We start from the raw sequence: 18,393 nt of genomic DNA, 5'->3' as shown, positions 1-18,393 counted from the left end.
CGTCGTTGATCGACCGATCCGACTGAGGAGACTGACCACCGCATGGCCACTCACGACCGCGGGCCGCTGCCCCTGACCCCGCCGCAGAACGGCGTCTGGTTCGCGCAGCAGCTCGACCCCACCCGTCTCGACTACACCATCGCCGAGTACCTGGAGATCCGCGGGGCGGTGGATCCGGAGCTGCTCGCCGAGGCGGTGCGCACGACGGTGGCCGGAACCGAGACGCTGTGCGTCCGCTTCGCCGAGGTGGACGGCGTGGTGCACCAGATACCCGCCGGCACGCCTGTGGTGCGGATGGAGACGGTCGACGTCAGCGACCACCAGGACCCGGACGCCGAGTCCGAGCGGCTGATGCGCGCCGAGCTGGCCCGGCCGACGGACCTGGCGTCCGGGGACGTGTGCCGGCACCTCCTGGTGCGGACCGGTCCGGCGACGTACCGCTGGATGCAGGGCTACCACCACCTCGTCGCGGACGGGGTCACCGGCTCGATCCTGGCGCGGCGGACCGCGCAGGTGTACTCGGCGCTGGTCGCGGGCGCGCCCGTGCCGGTGCCCGACGGCGCGCCGTGGCAGCGGATCGTGGCCGAGGAGGAGGAGTACGCGGGCTCCGAACGGTGCGCGGCCGACCGGGAGTTCTGGCGGGCCCGACTGGACGGCGCCCCCGAGCCCGTCTCCTTCACCGGCAGCGTCCCGGCGCCCGCCTCGGGCACCACGGTGCGGGTGAGCGGCGACCTCGACCCCGCCGACGCCCGGGCCCTGCGCGAGTCCGCGCGCCGGCACGGCACGCGCTGGTCGGCGCTGGTGATGGCCGCGGCGGCCGCCCACCTGCACCGCGCGGGCGGCACCGAGGACGTGGTCCTGGGTCTGCCGGTCACCGGCCGCACCACCCCGGACGCCCGCCGGACCCCCGGCATGTTCTCCAAGGTGCTGCCGCTGCGGCTGACGGTCACCGCGGACACCACGGTCGGCGAACTGCTGCGAAGCACCTCGGCGGGCATCAAGGAGGCCCTGCGCCACCAGCGGTACCGGATCGAGGAGTTCACCGGAACCGGACCCCGGCTGTGGGACGCCGCCGTCAACCTCATGTCCTTCGACTACGAGCTGTCCTTCGCCGGGGCGCCCGCCTCCGCGCACAACCTCTCGGTCGGCCCCGTGGAGCACGTCTCCCTCAACGTCTACGACCGGGGCGGCGACAGCCCGCTGACCGTGCAGGCCGAGGGCGACGCCGCCGACCTCGACCGGACCGAACTCGACGCGCTGCGGGTGCGGTTCACCCGCTTCCTGGTCGCGCTCGCCTCGGCCGAGGACGAGGCCCCGGTCGGCTCGCTGCCCTTCCTGACCACCGAGGACGAGGAGCGGCTCGCCGCCTTCGCCGAGGGCGGCGTCGACCCCGTACCCGGGGACGTCCTGCTGCACACGCTCTTCGAGCGGGCGGCGGCGCTCACCCCCGGCAAGGCCGCCGTGATCTGCGCCGGCCAGGAGGTCACCTACGGGGAACTCGACGCCTGGGCCGAGGACATCGCGGCCCGGCTGCGGCCGGACGTCGCACCGGGCACGCCGGTCGGCGTGTGCGTGGAGCGTTCGCCGTCGATGGTCGCGGCCCTGCTCGGCGTCCTGAAGGCGGGCGGCTGCTACGTCCCGCTCGACCCCGGCCTGCCGCCCGAGCGCATCGCGTACATCGTGCGCGACGCGGGGCTGCGCACGGTCGTCGCCGGGCCGGGCGGCCGTGACCGGCTGCCGCACGACCTCCCGTCCGTGGTCGACGCGGCCGCGCCGACCGACGCGGTCCGCGACGGCCGGACGCCCGTACCGGTGCCCGCGGCGTCCGCCGCGTACCTGCTGTACACCTCGGGCAGCACGGGTGAGCCGAAGGGCGTCGTCGTCCCGCACGCGGCGGCCGTCGACTTCGTCCGCGGCCACCTCGCGCTGTGCGGCGCGGGCGACGGCATCGGGTCCGGCGAACCCGGATCCGGATCCGGGCGCACGGAGCGGTTCCTCGGGTTCGCCTCGCTGTCCTTCGACGTGTCGGTCCTGGACGTGTTCGGCGCCCTGTCGAGCGGTTCCACCCTGGTCCTCGCCACCGACGCCGAGCGGGTCGACGTCGACCGGCTCCAGGCGCTGCTCGCCGAGCGGGCGGTCACGGTCGCCGACCTGCCGCCGGCGCTCCTGCCGCTGCTGGACCCGGCCGCACTGCCCGCGCTGCGGTTCCTGTCCACGGGCGGCGAGGCTCCGTCGGGGGACGCCGTCGACCGCTGGGCGACGGACGGCCGCGAGGTCTGGAACGCGTACGGGCCCACCGAGGCGGCCGTGTCCGTGACCATGCACCGGGTGGTTCCTCCCTCGCACGGCCGGATCCCGCCGATCGGGCGTCCGATGGTCAACCACCGGGCGTACGTGGTCGACCGGGGTCTGCGGCTGTTGCCGCCGGGAGCGACCGGCGAGCTGTGCGTGGCCGGTGCGGGTCTGGCCCAGGGGTACGCGGGGCGCGCGGCCATGACGGCCGACCGCTTCGTGCCGGACCCCTTCTCCGGGGTGCCCGGTGCCCGGATGTACCGGACGGGTGACCTCGTGCGCTGGTCGGCGCGAGGCGAACTGGAGTTCGTCGGGCGGGTGGACCGCCAGGTCAAGATCAACGGACATCGGATCGAGCTGGGCGAGATCGAGGCGGTGCTCGGCCGGCAGCCCTCGGTGGGGCAGGCCGCGGTCGTGGTGCACGCCCCCGCGGGCGGCGCCCGCCGGCTCGTCGCCTTCGTGGCGCCGCCGGCCGACGGCGCCCCGGCTCCCGAACCGGCGCTGCTGGCGGCGGAGTTGGGCCGGGTCCTGCCGGGCTACATGGTGCCCCGCAGCTTCGTGGCGGTGGACCGGCTGCCCCTCACCCCGGGCGGCAAGGTCGACCGCGCGCGACTCCACGTACCCGAGACCGCGACCCGTCCGCGGCACCCCGAGCGGGCGTACGGCGCCACCGAACAGGCCTTGGCGGAGCTGTTCTCCGAGGCCCTGGGCGTCCCGGCGACCCCGGACGACAACTTCTTCGAGCTCGGCGGCGACAGCATCGCCGCCCTCAGCCTCACCAGCCGGGCGCGGGCGCGGGGCTTCTCCTTCACCCTGCGCGAGGTGTTCGCGCACAAGACCGCGGCCGCCCTCGCCACGGCCGTCGGCGAGCCCGGCCACGGCGCCTCCCCGGCCGCCGCCGGTCCGGCCGTCCCGGAGTGCGGTCCGCTCCCGGCGACGCCGGTCATGCGCTGGCTGTTGGACGGGCCGGGCCCCATCGGCCGGTTCAGCCAGTCCATGGTGCTGTCCCTGCCCGACGGCGCGGACGACGCGACGCTTCTACGGGTCCTGCAGTCGGTCGTGGACCGGCACGGGGCGCTGCGGCTCGGCGTGACCGCCGGCCCGGAGGGTCGGCTGTGCACGGTCGGCGAGCCCGGTTCGGTCGACGTGTCCCGGCTCTACCGCACCGTCGACGTGGCCGGCTCGGACGGGCCCGCCCGTGCCGCGATCATGGCGGAGGCGGCCCGGGAGGCGGCCGGCCTGCTGGACCCCGCGACCTCGGCGATGCTGCGGGCGGTCCGCTTCGATGCCGGTGGGACGGCGCCGGAACGGCTGCTGCTGTGTGTGCACCACCTCGCCGTGGACGGGGTGTCCTGGCGGATCCTGACGGCCGACCTGGCCGCGGCCTGGGAGGCCGCCGTCGCCGGGCGTCCGCTGCCGGCCGCGGACGAGGAGGTCTCGTTCCGCGCGTGGGCCCACCACCTCGAACTCCAGGCGCGTTCCCCGCAGGTGCGGGCCGAGCTGCCCTTCTGGCGCTCGATGCTGGAGACCCCCGGGGACGTCCCGGACGCGCGGGAGCCGTGGCAGCGGATCCCCGACCCCGTGCGGGACACCGCCGGCACCACGCGCACGCTGACGCTCGCCCTGCCCGCCGAGGTCGCCGGCCCGCTGCTGGCCGCGGTGCCCGGCGCGCTGCGCACCGGCCCGGCCGAGGTGCTGCTCGCGGGGCTGGTCCTCGCGGCGCACCGGCTGCGCTCCCCCGGCGAGGTCCCGGGGTCGCTGCTGGTCGACCTGGAGGGCCACGGTCGCGTCGACCGCACCGGCCGTCACGACCTGGCGCGCACCGTGGGCTGGTTCACCACCCAGTACCCGGTCCGGTTCGACCTGGACGGCCTCGACCTGGACGCGGCGGCCCGGGGCGGTGACGCCCTCGCCGAACTGGTCGGGCGGATCCACACGACGGTCGCCTCCGTACCGGACCACGGCACGGGCTTCGGCCTGCTGAGCCGGCTCGATCCGCGGACCGCCGCGGAACTGTCGGGGCTCCCGCGCCCCCGGATCCTGTTCAACTACCTGGGCAGGTTCGCCGGTGGTACCGAGACGCCGTGGCAGCCCGCCCCCGAGGCGGGCGGGCTGCGGGCCGACGTGGATCCGGCGATGCCCGTCGAACACGCCCTGCAGATCGACGCCATGGCCGTGGACGGCGCCGACGGCCCGGCCTTCACCGCGGTCGTCACCCACCCCGCGGCCCTGCTGACCGACGCCGAGGCGGACGCCCTGGTGGCGGCCTGGGGCGAGGCGCTGCGGCTGCTGGCCGCGTGGACGGGCACCCCCCGGCCGCGCCGCCTCACCCCCCGTGACCTGCCGCTGGTCCGGCTGACGCAGCCGGAGACGGACGCCTTGGCCGCGCGCCACGCCGGGCTCTGCGACGTGCTGCCGCTCTCACCGCTCCAGGAGGGGCTCTTCTTCCACTCCGCCTTCGACACGGGCGCGATGGACGCCTACACCGGTCAGATCGTCCTCACCCTGGACGGCCCCCTGGACGAGGACATCCTGCGGTTGTCCTGCGACCGGCTGCTGCGCCGCCACACCGCGCTGCGCTCCGCCTTCACCGACCAGGGTCTGGACCGGCCGGTGCAGGTCGTCGTCGAGTCCGTCGCCGCGCCGTGGGAGGCCGTGGACCTCGGCGGGCTCGGGTCCGCGGAGCGTCTGCGGGAGTGGGAGCGGCTGCTCGCGGCCGACCGGGCCCGCCGCTTCGACCTGGAGCGGCCGCCGCTGGTGCGTTTCACCCTGGTCCGGTTCGGCGCGGGCGAGCACCGGCTGGTCATGACCAACCACCACATCGTCTGGGACGGCTGGTCCTCGGCCGTGCTGCTGCGCGAACTGCTGAGCGGGTACGCCGAGTACGCCGGGTCCCACGGGTCCGGGGACGCGGGCCCCGTCGCGGAAGGGGTCCCGTACCGCTCGCACCTGGACTGGCTGGCCCGCCAGGACGACGGCGCCGCCGAGGCCGCGTGGAGCGGTGCGCTGGCCGGGCTGGAGGAGCCGACCCTGCTGGGCGCGGCCGACCCGAACCGGATCGACGCGCTGCCCGAGCGGGCCGCGGTGGAGCTGTCGGCGGAGCTGACGTCCCGGCTCACCGCGCGGGCCCGTACCGCGGGCGTGACCCTCAACAGCGTGGTCCAGGGCGTCTGGGCGATCCTGCTGGGTCGGGTGACCGGGCGGGACGACGTGGTGTTCGGCGGGACCGTCTCCGGGCGGACCGCCGACGTCGCGGGCATCGAGGAAATGGTCGGCCTGCTGATCAACACCCTGCCCGTGCGGTTCCGGATCCGGGAGGACGAGCCGCTGCTGACCGCGCTCGCCCGGTTCCAGGACGAGCAGGCGGAGCTGATGGACCACCAGCACGTCGGGCTCGCCGGCATCCAGCGGGCGGCCGGGCTGGGCGCCCTCTTCGACACCACGGTCGTCGTCGAGAACTATCCGCTCGACCTGGAGTCGATGCGGGACCTGGCCGGCGGACCGCGGCTGACCGGGGTGGAGGGCTCGGACGCCACCCACTACACCGTCAACCTCATCGTGCTGCCCGGGGAGCGGCTGCGGCTGCACCTCGACCACCGTACGGACGTCCTCGACACGCGGACGGCGCGCAGCCTGGGCGAGGCGCTGGAGCGGCTGCTGACGGCCGTCGCCGACGTCCCCGCCACCCCGGTCGGGAAGGTGGACCTGCTGTCCGCGGAGCAGCACCGGCTGATCCGGGAGTGGAACGGCACCGCCGTGCCCGTCCCCGACACCACGCTGGTGGAGCTGTTCGAGCGGCAGGTGGCCCGGACGCCGGACGCCCCGGCGACCGTCTTCCGGGGCGAGCGCCTCTCGTACGCCGCACTCGACGCCCGTGCCGAGCGGCTGGCCGGGGCCCTGCGCGCCCGGGGCGCCGGCCCGGAGGAGATCGTCGCGGTCGCCCTGCACCGCTCCACCGAGATGGTGGTCTCCCTGCTGGCCGTACTGAAGTCGGGGGCGGCCTACCTTCCGGTGGACCCCTCGCTTCCGGCGGACCGGATCGCGTACCTGCTGTCGGACGCCGAGCCGGTCCTGCTGCTCGCGGACGACGAGGTGGCGGCCGCGCTGCCCGCCGCGGCGGACCTGCCCCGGCTGGATCCGGGGGCCGTCCGCGACGAGGACATCGCCGTGGCGGGGCCGGCGGCACTGCCCGGGCACCCCGCGTACGTGATCTACACGTCCGGGTCGACGGGACGGCCCAAGGCCGTGGTCGTGGAGCACTCGGCCATCGTCAACCGGCTGCTGTGGATGCAGGACCGGTACCGGCTGGGCGCGGACGACCGGGTGCTCCAGAAGACCCCGTTCGGCTTCGACGTGTCGGTGTGGGAGTTCTTCTGGCCGCTGATCACCGGCGCGGCCCTGGTGGTCGCCGAGCCCGGCGGGCACAAGGATCCCGCCTACCTCACCCGGGTGATCCAGGAGGAGGCGATCACCACCGTCCACTTCGTCCCGTCCATGCTGGCGGCGTTCGTGGAGGACCCCGAGGCGGGCCGCTGCCGGTCGTTGCGGCGGGTCGTGTGCAGTGGCGAGGCCCTGCCCGAGGAGCTGAAGAACCGCTTCCTCGCCGTGCTCGACGTGCCCCTGCACAACCTGTACGGGCCCACGGAGGCGGCGGTGGACGTCACGCACTGGGACTGCCGCCGCGAGGACACCGGCCCCGTGCCGATCGGCCGGCCCATCTGGAACACCTCGCTGTACGTGCTCGACCCGCGGGGCCGGCCCGTCCCGGTGGGGGTCGCGGGCGAGCTGTTCCTGGCGGGCGCGGGCCTGGCCCGCGGGTACCTGCGGCGCCCGGCGCTGACCGCGGAACGCTTCCCGCTCGACCCGTTCGGCCCGCCGGGCGCGCGCATGTACCGCACCGGTGACCTGGCCCGCCATCGGGCCGACGGCTCGGTGGAGTACCTGGGCCGCACCGACGACCAGGTCAAGATCCACGGTTTCCGGATCGAGCTCGGCGAGATCGAGACGGCGCTGGGCCGCCTCGACGGCGTCGGCCGGGCCGCGGTGGTCGTCCGCGAGGACGTCCCGGGCGAGCGCAGGCTCGTCGGGTACGTCGTCCCGGAGGCCGGGGCCGACCCGGCGCCGGACACCGAGCCGATGCGCGCCGAACTGGCCCGCTCCCTGCCGGAGTACATGGTGCCGGTGCTGGTCGTCGTGGACGGGCTGCCCGTCACGCCGAACGGCAAGCTCGACCGCAGGGCGCTCCCGGCGCCCGCCGCCGCGGCCGCCGCCACCGCGTACGAGCCGCCGGCCGGGGAGACCGAGGAACTGGTCGCCATGGTGTGGGCCTCCGTACTGGACGCGCCGCGGATCGGCCGCCACGACGACTTCTTCGCCCTCGGGGGGCACTCGCTGAGCGCCACCCGGGTGGCGGCCCGGCTGCGCCAGTCCCTCGGCCTGGACCTGCCCCTGCACACCCTCTTCGAACAGCGGACCGTCGCCGCGCTCGCCATCGCCGTCGAGACGGTGCTGCTGGCCGAACTGGAGGCCGAACCGGCCCCGTTCGCCGCCACCGACGACGCCGTTCCTTCACTCGTACTTCAGGGAGAGACCTCGTGACCACCCAGGAGAGCCTGCCGGCCGCCGGCGTGGACAGCCGACTGGCCGCCGCCCGCGAGCTGCTGCGCCGCCGTGTGCGCGCCGCGTTGGACGACTCGGCGGCCGGTCCGGCCACCGCGACGGCCTCCGCCGCGGCCCCGACCGCCGACGGCCCGGACCTCGAACCCGTCGCCTCGTTCGCCCAGGAGCGGATGTGGCTGGTGGACCGGATGGCGGACGGCACCCCCGGCTACGCGATCCCCGAGGTCGTGCGGCTGCGCGGCCCCGTCCACCCGGAGCCGCTGCGCCGCGCCCTGACCGCTGTCGTGGCCCGTCACGCACCGCTGCGCACCGTCTTCGAGGAGCGCGACGGCGCCCCGCACCCGGTGGTCCTGCCCGCCCCGGCGGCCGTCCCGCTGCCGCTGCTGGACCTCGGCAGCGCCCCCCTGGCCGACCTGGAGGAGCGGGCCCACGCCCTGGCCCGGGAGGAGGTCCGCAGACCCTTCGACCTCGCGTCCGGCCCGCTGCTGCGCGCCCTGCTGATCCGGCTCGGCGCCGAGGACCACCTGCTGGTGCTGGTGGTCCACCACATCGCCACCGACGGCTGGTCCATGGGCCTGCTCTGGCAGGAACTGTCCGAGGGCTACGCGGCCCTGCTCGGGCGGCGGCCCCTGCCCGAGGCGCCGCTCCCCCTGGGCTACCAGACGTACGCCCGTACCCAGCGCGACCGGTTCGCGAGCGGCGCGATGAACGGCCAACTGCGCTGGTGGGAGGAGCGCCTCGCGGGGCTGGAGCCCCTCGAACTGCCCGCGGACCGGCCCCGGCCCACCCGTCGCAGCGGCGACGGCGCGAGCCTGGAGTTCACCCTCGACGCGCAGCTCACCACGCGGCTGCGCCGGGTCGCCGAGGGCGCGGGCGCCACCCTCTTCATGACGCTCCTGGCCGGCTTCCAGGCCGCACTGGCCCGCTACGCCGGCACCACGGACATCGCCGTCGGTACCCCGGTCGCCGGGCGCGACCGGGTGGAACTGGAGCCCCTCATCGGGTTCTTCGTCAACACGGTGGTGCTGCGCGCCGACCTGTCGGGCGAGGTCGGCTTCCGTGAGCTGCTCGGCCGGGTCCGCCGGGCGACGGTGGACGCCTACGACCACCAGGAGGTGCCCTTCGACCGGCTGGTGGAGCATCTGAGCCCCGAGCGGGTCGGCGACCGCAACCCCCTCGTGCAGGTGATGTTCGCGTCGGCCCAGGACGAGACGGCCGGGCTGCGGCTGCCGGGCCTGGACGCGCAGGTCGTGCGGACCGACTTCGGCGGCTCGCTCTTCGACCTGAGCGTCTTCGTGTCCGAGGGCGCCGAGACCTGCTCCGGCTCCCTCGTCTTCGACACCGACCTGTTCGACCGGGCCACGGCCGAACTCGTCCTCGGCCACTATTTGGAGCTGCTGGCCTCCGCCGCGCAGGAGCCCGACCGTCCCGTGGCCGAGCTGCTGCCCTCCGCCCCGACCGCGGCCCGGCTCGCGGCCGAGGGCCACGGCACGGTCCGCCTCGACCTGGCCCCGGCGTCCCTGGTGGAGCTGTTCGCCGAGCAGGTCCGGCGCACCCCCGGCGCCGAGGCCGTGGTCTGCGGCGACGACCGCCTCGGCTTCGCCGAGCTCGACGCCCGCTCCGACCTGCTGGCGGCCCGACTGATCGCCGCCGGGGTGGGGCGCGAGACCCCGGTCGCCCTGCTGATGGAGCGCTCGGTCCACCTCCCCGTGGCGATTCTGGCCGTGCTGAAGGCCGGCGGAGTCTACGTCCCGCTCGGCGAGGGCTTCCCCGTCGCCCGGCTGCACTGGATGCTGGAGCGGACCGGCGCCCGCCTGCTGCTCGCCGATCCGGCGACGGTCGGCCACGAGGCGGCCCGTACCTCGCCCGTACCGGTGCTCGACGTGACGGCCCCGGCGGACGGGGCTCCGGCCGCCGCGCCGGTCCCGTACCCGCCGTGTTCGCCGGACCAGTTGGCGTACGTGATGTACACCTCCGGTTCCACGGGGGAGCCGAAGGGCATCGGCGTCACCCACGCCAATGTCGCGGCGCTCGCCCGGGACACCGCCTTCGGCGCCGCGCACCGGCGGGTGCTGGCCCACTCCCCGCTGTCGTTCGACGCCTCGACGTACGAGCTGTGGGCGCCGCTGCTGTCCGGCGGGCTGGTGGTCATGGCGCCGCCCGGTCGGGTGGACACCGAAGCCCTGGCCCGGCTGGTGGAGGAGCACCGGATCACCTCGATGTTCCTCACGGCCGCCCTGTTCAACCTGGTGGTCGAGGAGTGCGTGGAGCTGCTGACGCGGGTGCGGGAGGTGTGGACGGGCGGTGAGGCCGCGTCCCCGCACTCCTTCGCCCGGGCTCTGGAGCAGGCCCCGGACACCGTCCTGGTCAACGTCTACGGGCCCACCGAGACCACGACCTTCGCCACGCGGCACCGGCTGGACCCGCGCGCCGGCGCCGTCGTGGAGGGCCGGATCCCCATCGGCACCGCCCTGGACGACACCCGCCTCTACGTGCTGGACGAGCGCGGCCGCCCGGTGCCGCAGGGCGCCGTCGGTGAACTGTGCGTCGGCGGTACCGGCGTGGCCCGCGGCTACCTGGGCCGGCCCGGCCTGACCGCGCGGCAGTTCACCCCCGACCCGTACGGAGCGCCGGGCGCCCGGATGTACCGGACGGGCGACCTGGCCCGGCGGCGCCCCGACGGCACCGTCGACTACCTGGGCCGGAGCGACCAGCAGGTCAAGATCCGCGGCCACCGGATCGAGCCGGGCGAGATCGAGGCCGAGCTGGCCCGCAGCCCGCAGGTCGGACACGCCGCGGTGGTGGTCCGCGAGGACACCCCCGGCGAGCAGCGCCTGGTCGCCTACGTGGTGCCCGTGGAGGGCCGGGTGGCGGAGCCGGCCGAGCTGCGCCGGGCGCTCGCCGCCCGGTTGCCCGCGTACATGCTGCCCTCGGCGATCGTGTCGCTCGTGGCGCTGCCGGTGACGCCGAACGGCAAGCTGGACCGGCGCGCGCTGCCCGCGCCTCCCGAGGAGGGGGTGCTCCGGGCCGAGTTCGCGGCGCCGGCGACCGCGACCGAGGAGCTCGCCGCGGCCGTGTGGGGCGAGGTGCTGGGCACCGGGCGGATCGGCCGCCACGACGACTTCTTCGCCCTCGGCGGCCATTCCCTGCGGGCCACCCGCGTCGTGTCGCGGCTCGGCGCCCGCCTGGGTACGGGCGTGCCGCTGCGGCTGCTGTTCGAGCACCCGACGCTGGAGCGGTTCGCGTCGGCGCTGGACGCCCTGCGCGGCGACGGCCCCGGCACCACCGCGCCGGCGACCCCCGTCACCGTGATCGGCGCCCGGCCGGCCGGGGAGCCCGCGCCGCTGTCGTTCGCGCAGCAGCGGCTGTGGTTCCTGGACCAGCTCCAGCCCGGCCGGCCCGACTACAACATCCCCGTCGCGGCCCGGCTGCGGGGCGCGCTGGACACGGACGCGTTGGCCGCCGCGCTGTGCGCGGTGGTGACCCGCCACGAGGTGCTGCGCTCGCGGATCACCGAGGGCCCGGCAGGCCCCGTACAGGTCGTGGAGGCGCCGGAGGTCTTCGTGCCCGTCCGCACCGACCTGGGGAACCTGCCTCGCGAGGAAGCGCGTTCGCGGGCACTGGGCCTGGCCCACGCGGACGCCGCCGCCCCCTTCGACCTGGGCTCGGCACCCCTGTTGCGGGCGCGTGTGGTGCGGGTCGCCGACGACGAGCACCTCCTCGTCCTGGTCCTGCACCACACCGTCGGCGACGGCTGGTCGATGCCGGTGCTGTGGCGGGAGCTGTCCGGGGCCTACGCGGCCCTGCGCCGCGGCGAACGTCCCGTCCTGCCCGAACTGCCCGTCCAGTACGGGGACTTCGCGTACTGGCAGCAGCGCCGGCTGGCGGACGGCGAGGCCGACGCGGGCATCGCCCACTGGCGGGCGGCCCTCGGCGGGCTCCCGGCCCTGGAGCTGCCCACCGACCGGCCGCGGCCGCAGGTGCGGTCCGGCGCGGGCGACGCCTTCGTCTTCGAGGTCCCGGCCGAGCTGGCCGAGCGGCTCGGCGCGCTGGCCCGGGAGCGCGGCGCCACCCTGTTCATGGTGCTGCTGGCCGGTTTCCAGGCGCTGCTGGCCCGCTACACGGGCCAGGCCGACATCACGGTGGGCTCGCCCATCGCGGGCCGCGACCGCACCGAACTGGAGCCGCTCGTCGGCTTCTTCGTCAACACCCTCGTGCTGCGCACCGACCTGTCCGGCGACCCGGCCTTCGGCGAGCTGCTGGGCCGGGTGCGCCGGACCGCGCTGGCCGCGTACGAGCACCAGGACGTGCCCTTCGACCGGCTGGTGGAGGAGCTGCGGCCGGAACGCGACCTCAGCCGCAACCCGCTCTTCGACGTGCTGTTCCAGCTCCATCCGGAGCAGCTCGCCGCCCTGCCGCTGGACGGGGTGGAGGTCGAGAGCCTCGACACCTCCAACGGGACGGCCAAGTTCGACCTCAGTCTCGCGATGACCGAGCACCCCGACGGTCTGACCGGCACCGTCCAGTACGCGACGGACCTCTTCGACCGGGCCACCGTCGAGCGGTTCGGCGCGCACTACCTGCGGCTGCTGGCCGGCGCCGCCGAGACCCCCGACGCGCCGCTGTCCCGGCTGGACGTCCTGTCCCCGCAGGAGCACGCCGCCCTGCTCGGGGAGGAGTCGGGCCCCCGGACGGACGGGCCGGCGGCCCGGACCCTGCCCTCGCTGGTGGCGGAACAGGCCCGGCTGCGGCCGGACGCCCCGGCCGTGACCTGCGAGAACCGCACCATCGGCTATGGGGAGCTGGACGCGGCCGCCAACCGGCTGGCCCATCGCCTGCGCGCGCTCGGCACCGGCCCCGAGACCCGGGTGGCCGTGCTGGCCGGCCGCGACCCGCGCATGCTGGTGTGCGTCCTCGCGGTGCTGAAGGCCGGCGGCGCCTATGTGCCGCTCGACGCGGGACACCCGGCCGAGCGGGTCCGTACGGTCCTCGCCGACAGCGGCGCCCACCTGGTACTGACCGCGGGTCTGCCCGGCGGGTCGGCGGCGGACCTGGCCGGCGACGTACCGGTCCTGGACCTGGACGCCGAACAGCACCTGGTCGACGCGCTGCCCGCGACGGAACCGGACGCGCCCGCCGCCCCCGAGCACCTCGCCTATCTGCTGTACACCTCCGGCTCCACCGGCCGGCCCAAGGGCGTGGCCGTCACGCACGCGGCGATCACCGGCTACCTGGCGGCGCTGACCGCCACCTTCGGGCTCGGCCCCGAGGACGTGGTGCTCGCCCGTACCGCGCTGACCTTCGACCCCTCGGTACGCGACCTGTTCGCCCCGCTGACCACGGGCGGGCGGATCGTGCTGGCCTCGCAGGACGAGGCCGGCGACCCGGACGCGCTGGCCCGACTGCTGCACGGCGAAGGGGTGACGGCACTGCTGTCGATCGTCCCGTCGATGCTGGAGCCGCTGGTCGCCGCCGTCACCGAACCCGCGGCGGCGCTGCGGCTGGTGATGACCACCGGTGAGGCGCTGACACCCGGACTGGCCCGCGCCGCGCACACCCTGGGCGTGCCCGGCCGGCTGCGGCTGGTCAACCAGTACGGTCCGACGGAGTGCACCAACACCACCACGTACCACGTGGTGACGGACGCCGACATCGAGGCGGGCCGCATCCCCATCGGGCGGCCGCTGCCCGGCGCCCGGGTCCTCGTGCTCGGTGAGCACCTCGAACCGCTGCCCCGGGGTGCGATCGGTGAGCTGTTCATCGCCGGACGCGGGGTGGCTCGCGGCTACCTCGGCGACCCGGCCCGCACCGCCGAGGCCTATCCGCCGGACCCGTACGGGCCGCCCGGCGCGCGCATGTACCGCACCGGTGACCTGGCGCGGCTGCGGGCCGACGGGGTGCTGGAGTTCCACGGCCGTCGTGACAACCAGGTCAAGGTCCGGGGACACCGGATCGAACTCGGCGAGGTCGAGGCCGCGTTGCTGCGTCACCCGGACGTGGCCCGGGCGGTGGCCGCCGCGCACGGCGAGGGCGCCGACCGGCTGCTCGCCGGGTACGTGGTGTGGCGGGACGGCGGCGGCGATCCGGCCGCGGTGCTGGACTTCGTCCGCGCGTCCCTGCCGGCCGCGATGGTGCCGTCCGCGCTGGTGGTGCTGGACGCGTTGCCGCTGACCCCGAACGGGAAGACCGACCGCAGGGCGCTGCCCGCGCCGGAGCCCGGCTCGGGCGGCGGGCACCGGGCGCACGTCGCCCCGCGCACGCCGATGGAGCGGACGGTCGTCGAGGTCTGGGAGGAGGTGCTCGGCGAGGGCCCGATCGGGGTTCGTGACCACTTCTTCGAGCGCGGCGGGCACTCCCTGCGCGCCACCCGGGTCATCTCCCGGCTGCGCGCCCTGCTGGACCGGGACATCGCCATGCAGCTGATCTTCCGCCACCCGGTGGCCGAGGACCTGGCCCGGGCGCTGGCCTCCCCCGCCGGGGCGGACGCGACGGGAGCGGCGATCCCCGCGCTGCCCGAGGGGCCCGGCCCGCTGTCCTTCGGGCAGCAGCGGCTGTGGCTGCTGGACCGGCTCCAGCCGGGCCGGCCCGACTACAACATGCCCGGCGCCGTACGGCTGACCGGCGAGCTCGACACCGTGGCCGCTCTGGGGGCGCTGACGGACGTCGTCGCCCGGCACGAGGTGCTGCGCTCCCGGATCGAGGAGAACGGGGAGGACGGCGCCGAGGGGGCCTTCGGGGCCCGCGTCGTGCCCGGTCCGGTCTCGATGTTCGTCCCCGACCTCACCGACCTGTCGGAGCTGGGCGCGGCGGCGGCCGAGGAACGGGCGCGGGAGCTGGCGGGGCAGGACGCCGCGCTGCCCTTCGACCTGACGGCCGCGGGTCCGCTGCGGGCCCGGCTGGTGCGGATCACGGCGCGGGAGCACCTGCTGGTGATCGTCGCCCACCACATCGCCTTCGACGGCTGGTCGGTGGGGGTGTTCTGGCGGGAGTTCTTCGCCGCCTACCGGGCCCGCACCGTCGCGGGGGCCGAGCCGCTGCCGGAACTCGCCGTCTCCTACCGGGACTTCGCGTCCTGGCAGCGCGACCGGCTCGACGACGACGCCTTGGCGGACACCCTGGACTACTGGCGCGGGCGGCTGGGCGGGCTCACCCCGCTGGACCTGCCCACCGACCGGCCCCGGCCGGCCGGCCCGTCCGGGCGCGGCGAGCAGTTCCCCTTCGTCCTGCCCGCGCCGCTGCTGCGGGGGCTGCGCGACCTGGGGCGGCGGCACGACGCCACGCTGTTCATGGTGTTGCTGGCGGGCTTCCAGGCCCTGCTGGCCCGCTGGTCGGGCGGTGAGGACGTAGCGGTGGGCTCCCCCATCGCCGGCCGTGACCGCACCGAACTGGAGCCGCTCATCGGCTTCTTCGTCAACAACCTGGTACTGCGCACCGACCTGTCCGGCGACCCTTCCTTCGGCGAGCTGCTGGACCGGGCCCGGGAGACGGCCCTGGGGGCGTACGCCCACCAGGAGGTGCCGTTCGAGCGTCTGGTGGAGGAGGTGCGGCCGGAACGCGACCTGAGCCGCAACCCGTTGTTCCAGGTGATGCTGGTGCTCGACGAGGAGGCCGCCGCGCCGCCCGCTCCGGCCGGCCTGGACGTCGAGCCGCTCTCGCTGGCCAGCGGTGCCTCGAAGTTCGACCTGTCCCTGTACTTCGTCGAGGAGGAGGGCGTGCTGCGCGGCGAGGCCGTGTTCGCCACCGACCTCTTCGACCGGGCGACCGTCGAGCGCATGACCGCGGCGCTGACCGAGCTGCTCACGGCCGCGGTGGCCGATCCCACCGTCGCGCTGGGCGCGCTGCCCCTGATGGGTCGGGCCGAGGAGCGCCGGATCCTCGGTGAGGGCATCGGCTCCGCCGAGCCGGCCGCCGACCGGCCGCTGCCCGTGCTCGTCGGCGAGCAGGCCTCCCGTACGCCGGAGGCCGTGGCCGTGGACGACGGCGAACGGAGCCTGACGTACGCCGGGTTGTGGGAGGTCTCGGGCCGGTTGGCCCGGGAGCTGGCCCGCCTCGGTGTCGGTCCGGAGGCCGCGGTGGCGGTCTGCGCGGAGCGCTCCGTGCTGCTGCCGGCGGCGCTGCTGGGCGTGCTGCGCTCCGGCGGCATGTACGTGCCCGTGGACCCCGGCTATCCGGCCGACCGGATCGGCTACATGCTCGCGGACAGCGGCGCCCGGGTGCTGGTGGTGTCGGGGCTGTCGGACGCCGCGCAGGCCCCGGACGGGGTCGTGGTGGTGGATCTCGACGCCCTGGCCGGGGACGGGAACGCGCGGTCCGACTTCGCACCCGTGCGACCGGAGCCGGAGCAGTCGGCGTACGCCCTGTACACCTCGGGCTCGACGGGACGCCCGAAGGGGGTCACCGTCCCGCACCGGGCGCTGGCCAACTTCACCCGGGACATGGTGCGCAGGCTGGAGCTGACGGCCGAGGACACGGTCGCGGCCGTCACCACGGCGTCCTTCGACATCGCCGTGCTGGAGCTGCTGGTCCCGCTGGTGTGCGGGGCGACCGTACGGGTCGTGGACCGGGACACCGCCCGGGACGGCATCCTGCTCGCGAAGGAGCTGGACGGGGCGCCGGTCACGGTGGTCCAGGCCACCCCGGCCACCTGGCACCAGCTGATGGAGTCGGGCTGGCAGGCGCCGCACGTACGGGCGCTGTGCGGCGGCGAGGCGCTGCCGTCGGCCCTGGCCGAGCGGATGCGGACGGCGCTGGGCACCGTCTGGAACGTCTACGGGCCGACGGAGACCACCGTCTGGTCCACGGCGCACCGGCTGTCCGGTCCGGTCGGCGAGCGGCCGGTGCCGATCGGCACGGCGCTCGCCAACACCCGGCTGCACGTGCTGGACGCGACCCTGCGCCCGGTGCCGGTGGGCGTGTTCGGCGAGCTCTACATCGGCGGTGACGGGGTGGCCCGTGGCTACCACGGCCGGCCGGGGCTCACCGCGGACCGGTTCGTGCCCGATCCGTACGCGGCGGGCGGCCGGCTGTACCGCACCGGTGACCTCGTACGCCGGCTCGCGGACGGCACCCTGGAGTACCGGGGCCGGGCGGACGGCCAGGTGAAGGTCCGCGGCCACCGGATGGAGCTGGGTGAGATCGAGTCCGCGCTGGCCCGCCACCCGCGGGTGCTGGCGGCGGCGGTGGCCGTCCACGGCACGGGGGTGGACGCCGTCCTGGCCGGCTACGTGACCTGGCGGGACGAGGCGGGCGACGTGCGGGAGCTCGGCGACTTCCTGCGCCAGGACCTCCCCGAGTACATGGTCCCGGCGGTCCTCACCGCGCTGGACCGGCTGCCCCTCACCCCGAACGGCAAGCTCGACCGCAAGGCGCTGCCCGCGCCTTCGGCGGACGCGGTACGCGGCGACGGCGCGGGGCGGATCGCCCCGCGCGACACGACCGAGCTGCGGATGGCGCGGCTGTGGGAGCAGACGCTGGGGACGGCCCCGATCGGCGTGCGCGACGACTTCTTCGCGCTCGGCGGCCACTCGCTCAAGGCGTTCGCCCTGATGGCGGCCGTGCGCCGGGAGTTCGGGGTGGAGCTGCCGCTGAACCTGGTGTTCCGTCGGCGCACCGTGGAGCTGCTCTGCGAGGCGCTGCCCGAGGCGGGGGCGGCCGCGGCCAACCTGCTGGTCCCGCTGGCGGACGGGGACCCGTCCCGGGCGCCGCTCGTCCTCGTCCACCCGCGGGGCGGTGACGTCGTCTGCTACCGGGACCTGGTGCGGGACCTGTCCGCCCGGCCCGGGGGCGATCGGCGGATCCTCGGCCTGGAGTCGGTGGGCTACAACACCGACGAGACGCCGCTGGGGCGGGTGCCCGAGATGGCCGAGCGCTACCTGGCCGCCCTGCGCGCGGAGCAGCCGCACGGCCCCTACCTGCTGGCCGGCTGGTCGTTCGGCGGGACGGTGGCCTACGAGATGGCCGCCCGGCTGGAGGCCGCCGGCGAGGAGGTCGCCTTCCTCGGCCTGATCGACGCGGCCGCGCCGGGGACGGCCCCCGGGAGCCGGTCCGCCACGGCGGCCGGGCCGGGCGATCCGGACCTGCTGCGGTACGGCATCGCCGCCGGGATCGACGCCGGCTCGGCGCGCGAACTGGACGAGGAGGAACTGCTCGACGTCCTGGTGCGCCGGGGCCGCGAGGAGGGCACCCTCCCCCGCACCTCACCCACGCAGGCCCTGCGCAGACTGCTGCGGGTCGCCGAGGCGAACGGAGCGGCTTCCGCCGCCTACCGCACCGACGCCGTCGTCACCGTCGGCCTGCACCTCTTCACGGTCGACGAGCGGCACCCGGACCTCGCGACCCCGCTGGTGGACCCGGCGGCCTGGCGGCCGCGCACCGCGGGCGGCGTCCTGCGGGCCGCGGTCCCGGGCAACCACCACGACCTGGTGGACCCCCCGCACTGCGCCGCTCTGGCGGAGCTGCTGGCCGCGGCCCTGCCTTCCTGAC

General features: G+C 75.8%; 2 protein-coding genes. Both read left to right on the top strand.

The genetic code is table 11. From position 1 onward, the window contains the following. The first annotated feature begins 42 nt into the window (after positions 1-42). On the top strand, positions 43-7,890 hold the full coding sequence (locus OG624_RS33835) for an amino acid adenylation domain-containing protein (RefSeq protein ID WP_371640199.1): 7,848 nt from the start codon (positions 43-45) through the stop codon (positions 7,888-7,890). Continuing rightward, complete coding sequence (locus OG624_RS33830; RefSeq protein ID WP_371640198.1) at positions 7,887-18,392, top strand: amino acid adenylation domain-containing protein; 10,506 nt, start codon at positions 7,887-7,889, stop codon at positions 18,390-18,392. Before OG624_RS33835 ends, OG624_RS33830 begins: the two co-directional genes overlap by 4 nt. The last annotated feature ends 1 nt before the right edge of the window (position 18,393 follow it).

This window comes from Streptomyces virginiae (assembly GCF_041432505.1).
GTDB lineage: Bacteria > Actinomycetota > Actinomycetes > Streptomycetales > Streptomycetaceae > Streptomyces > Streptomyces virginiae_A.
The sequence above is the reverse complement of the archived record's forward strand: the minus strand, read 5'-3'. Positions and strand labels throughout refer to the sequence as shown.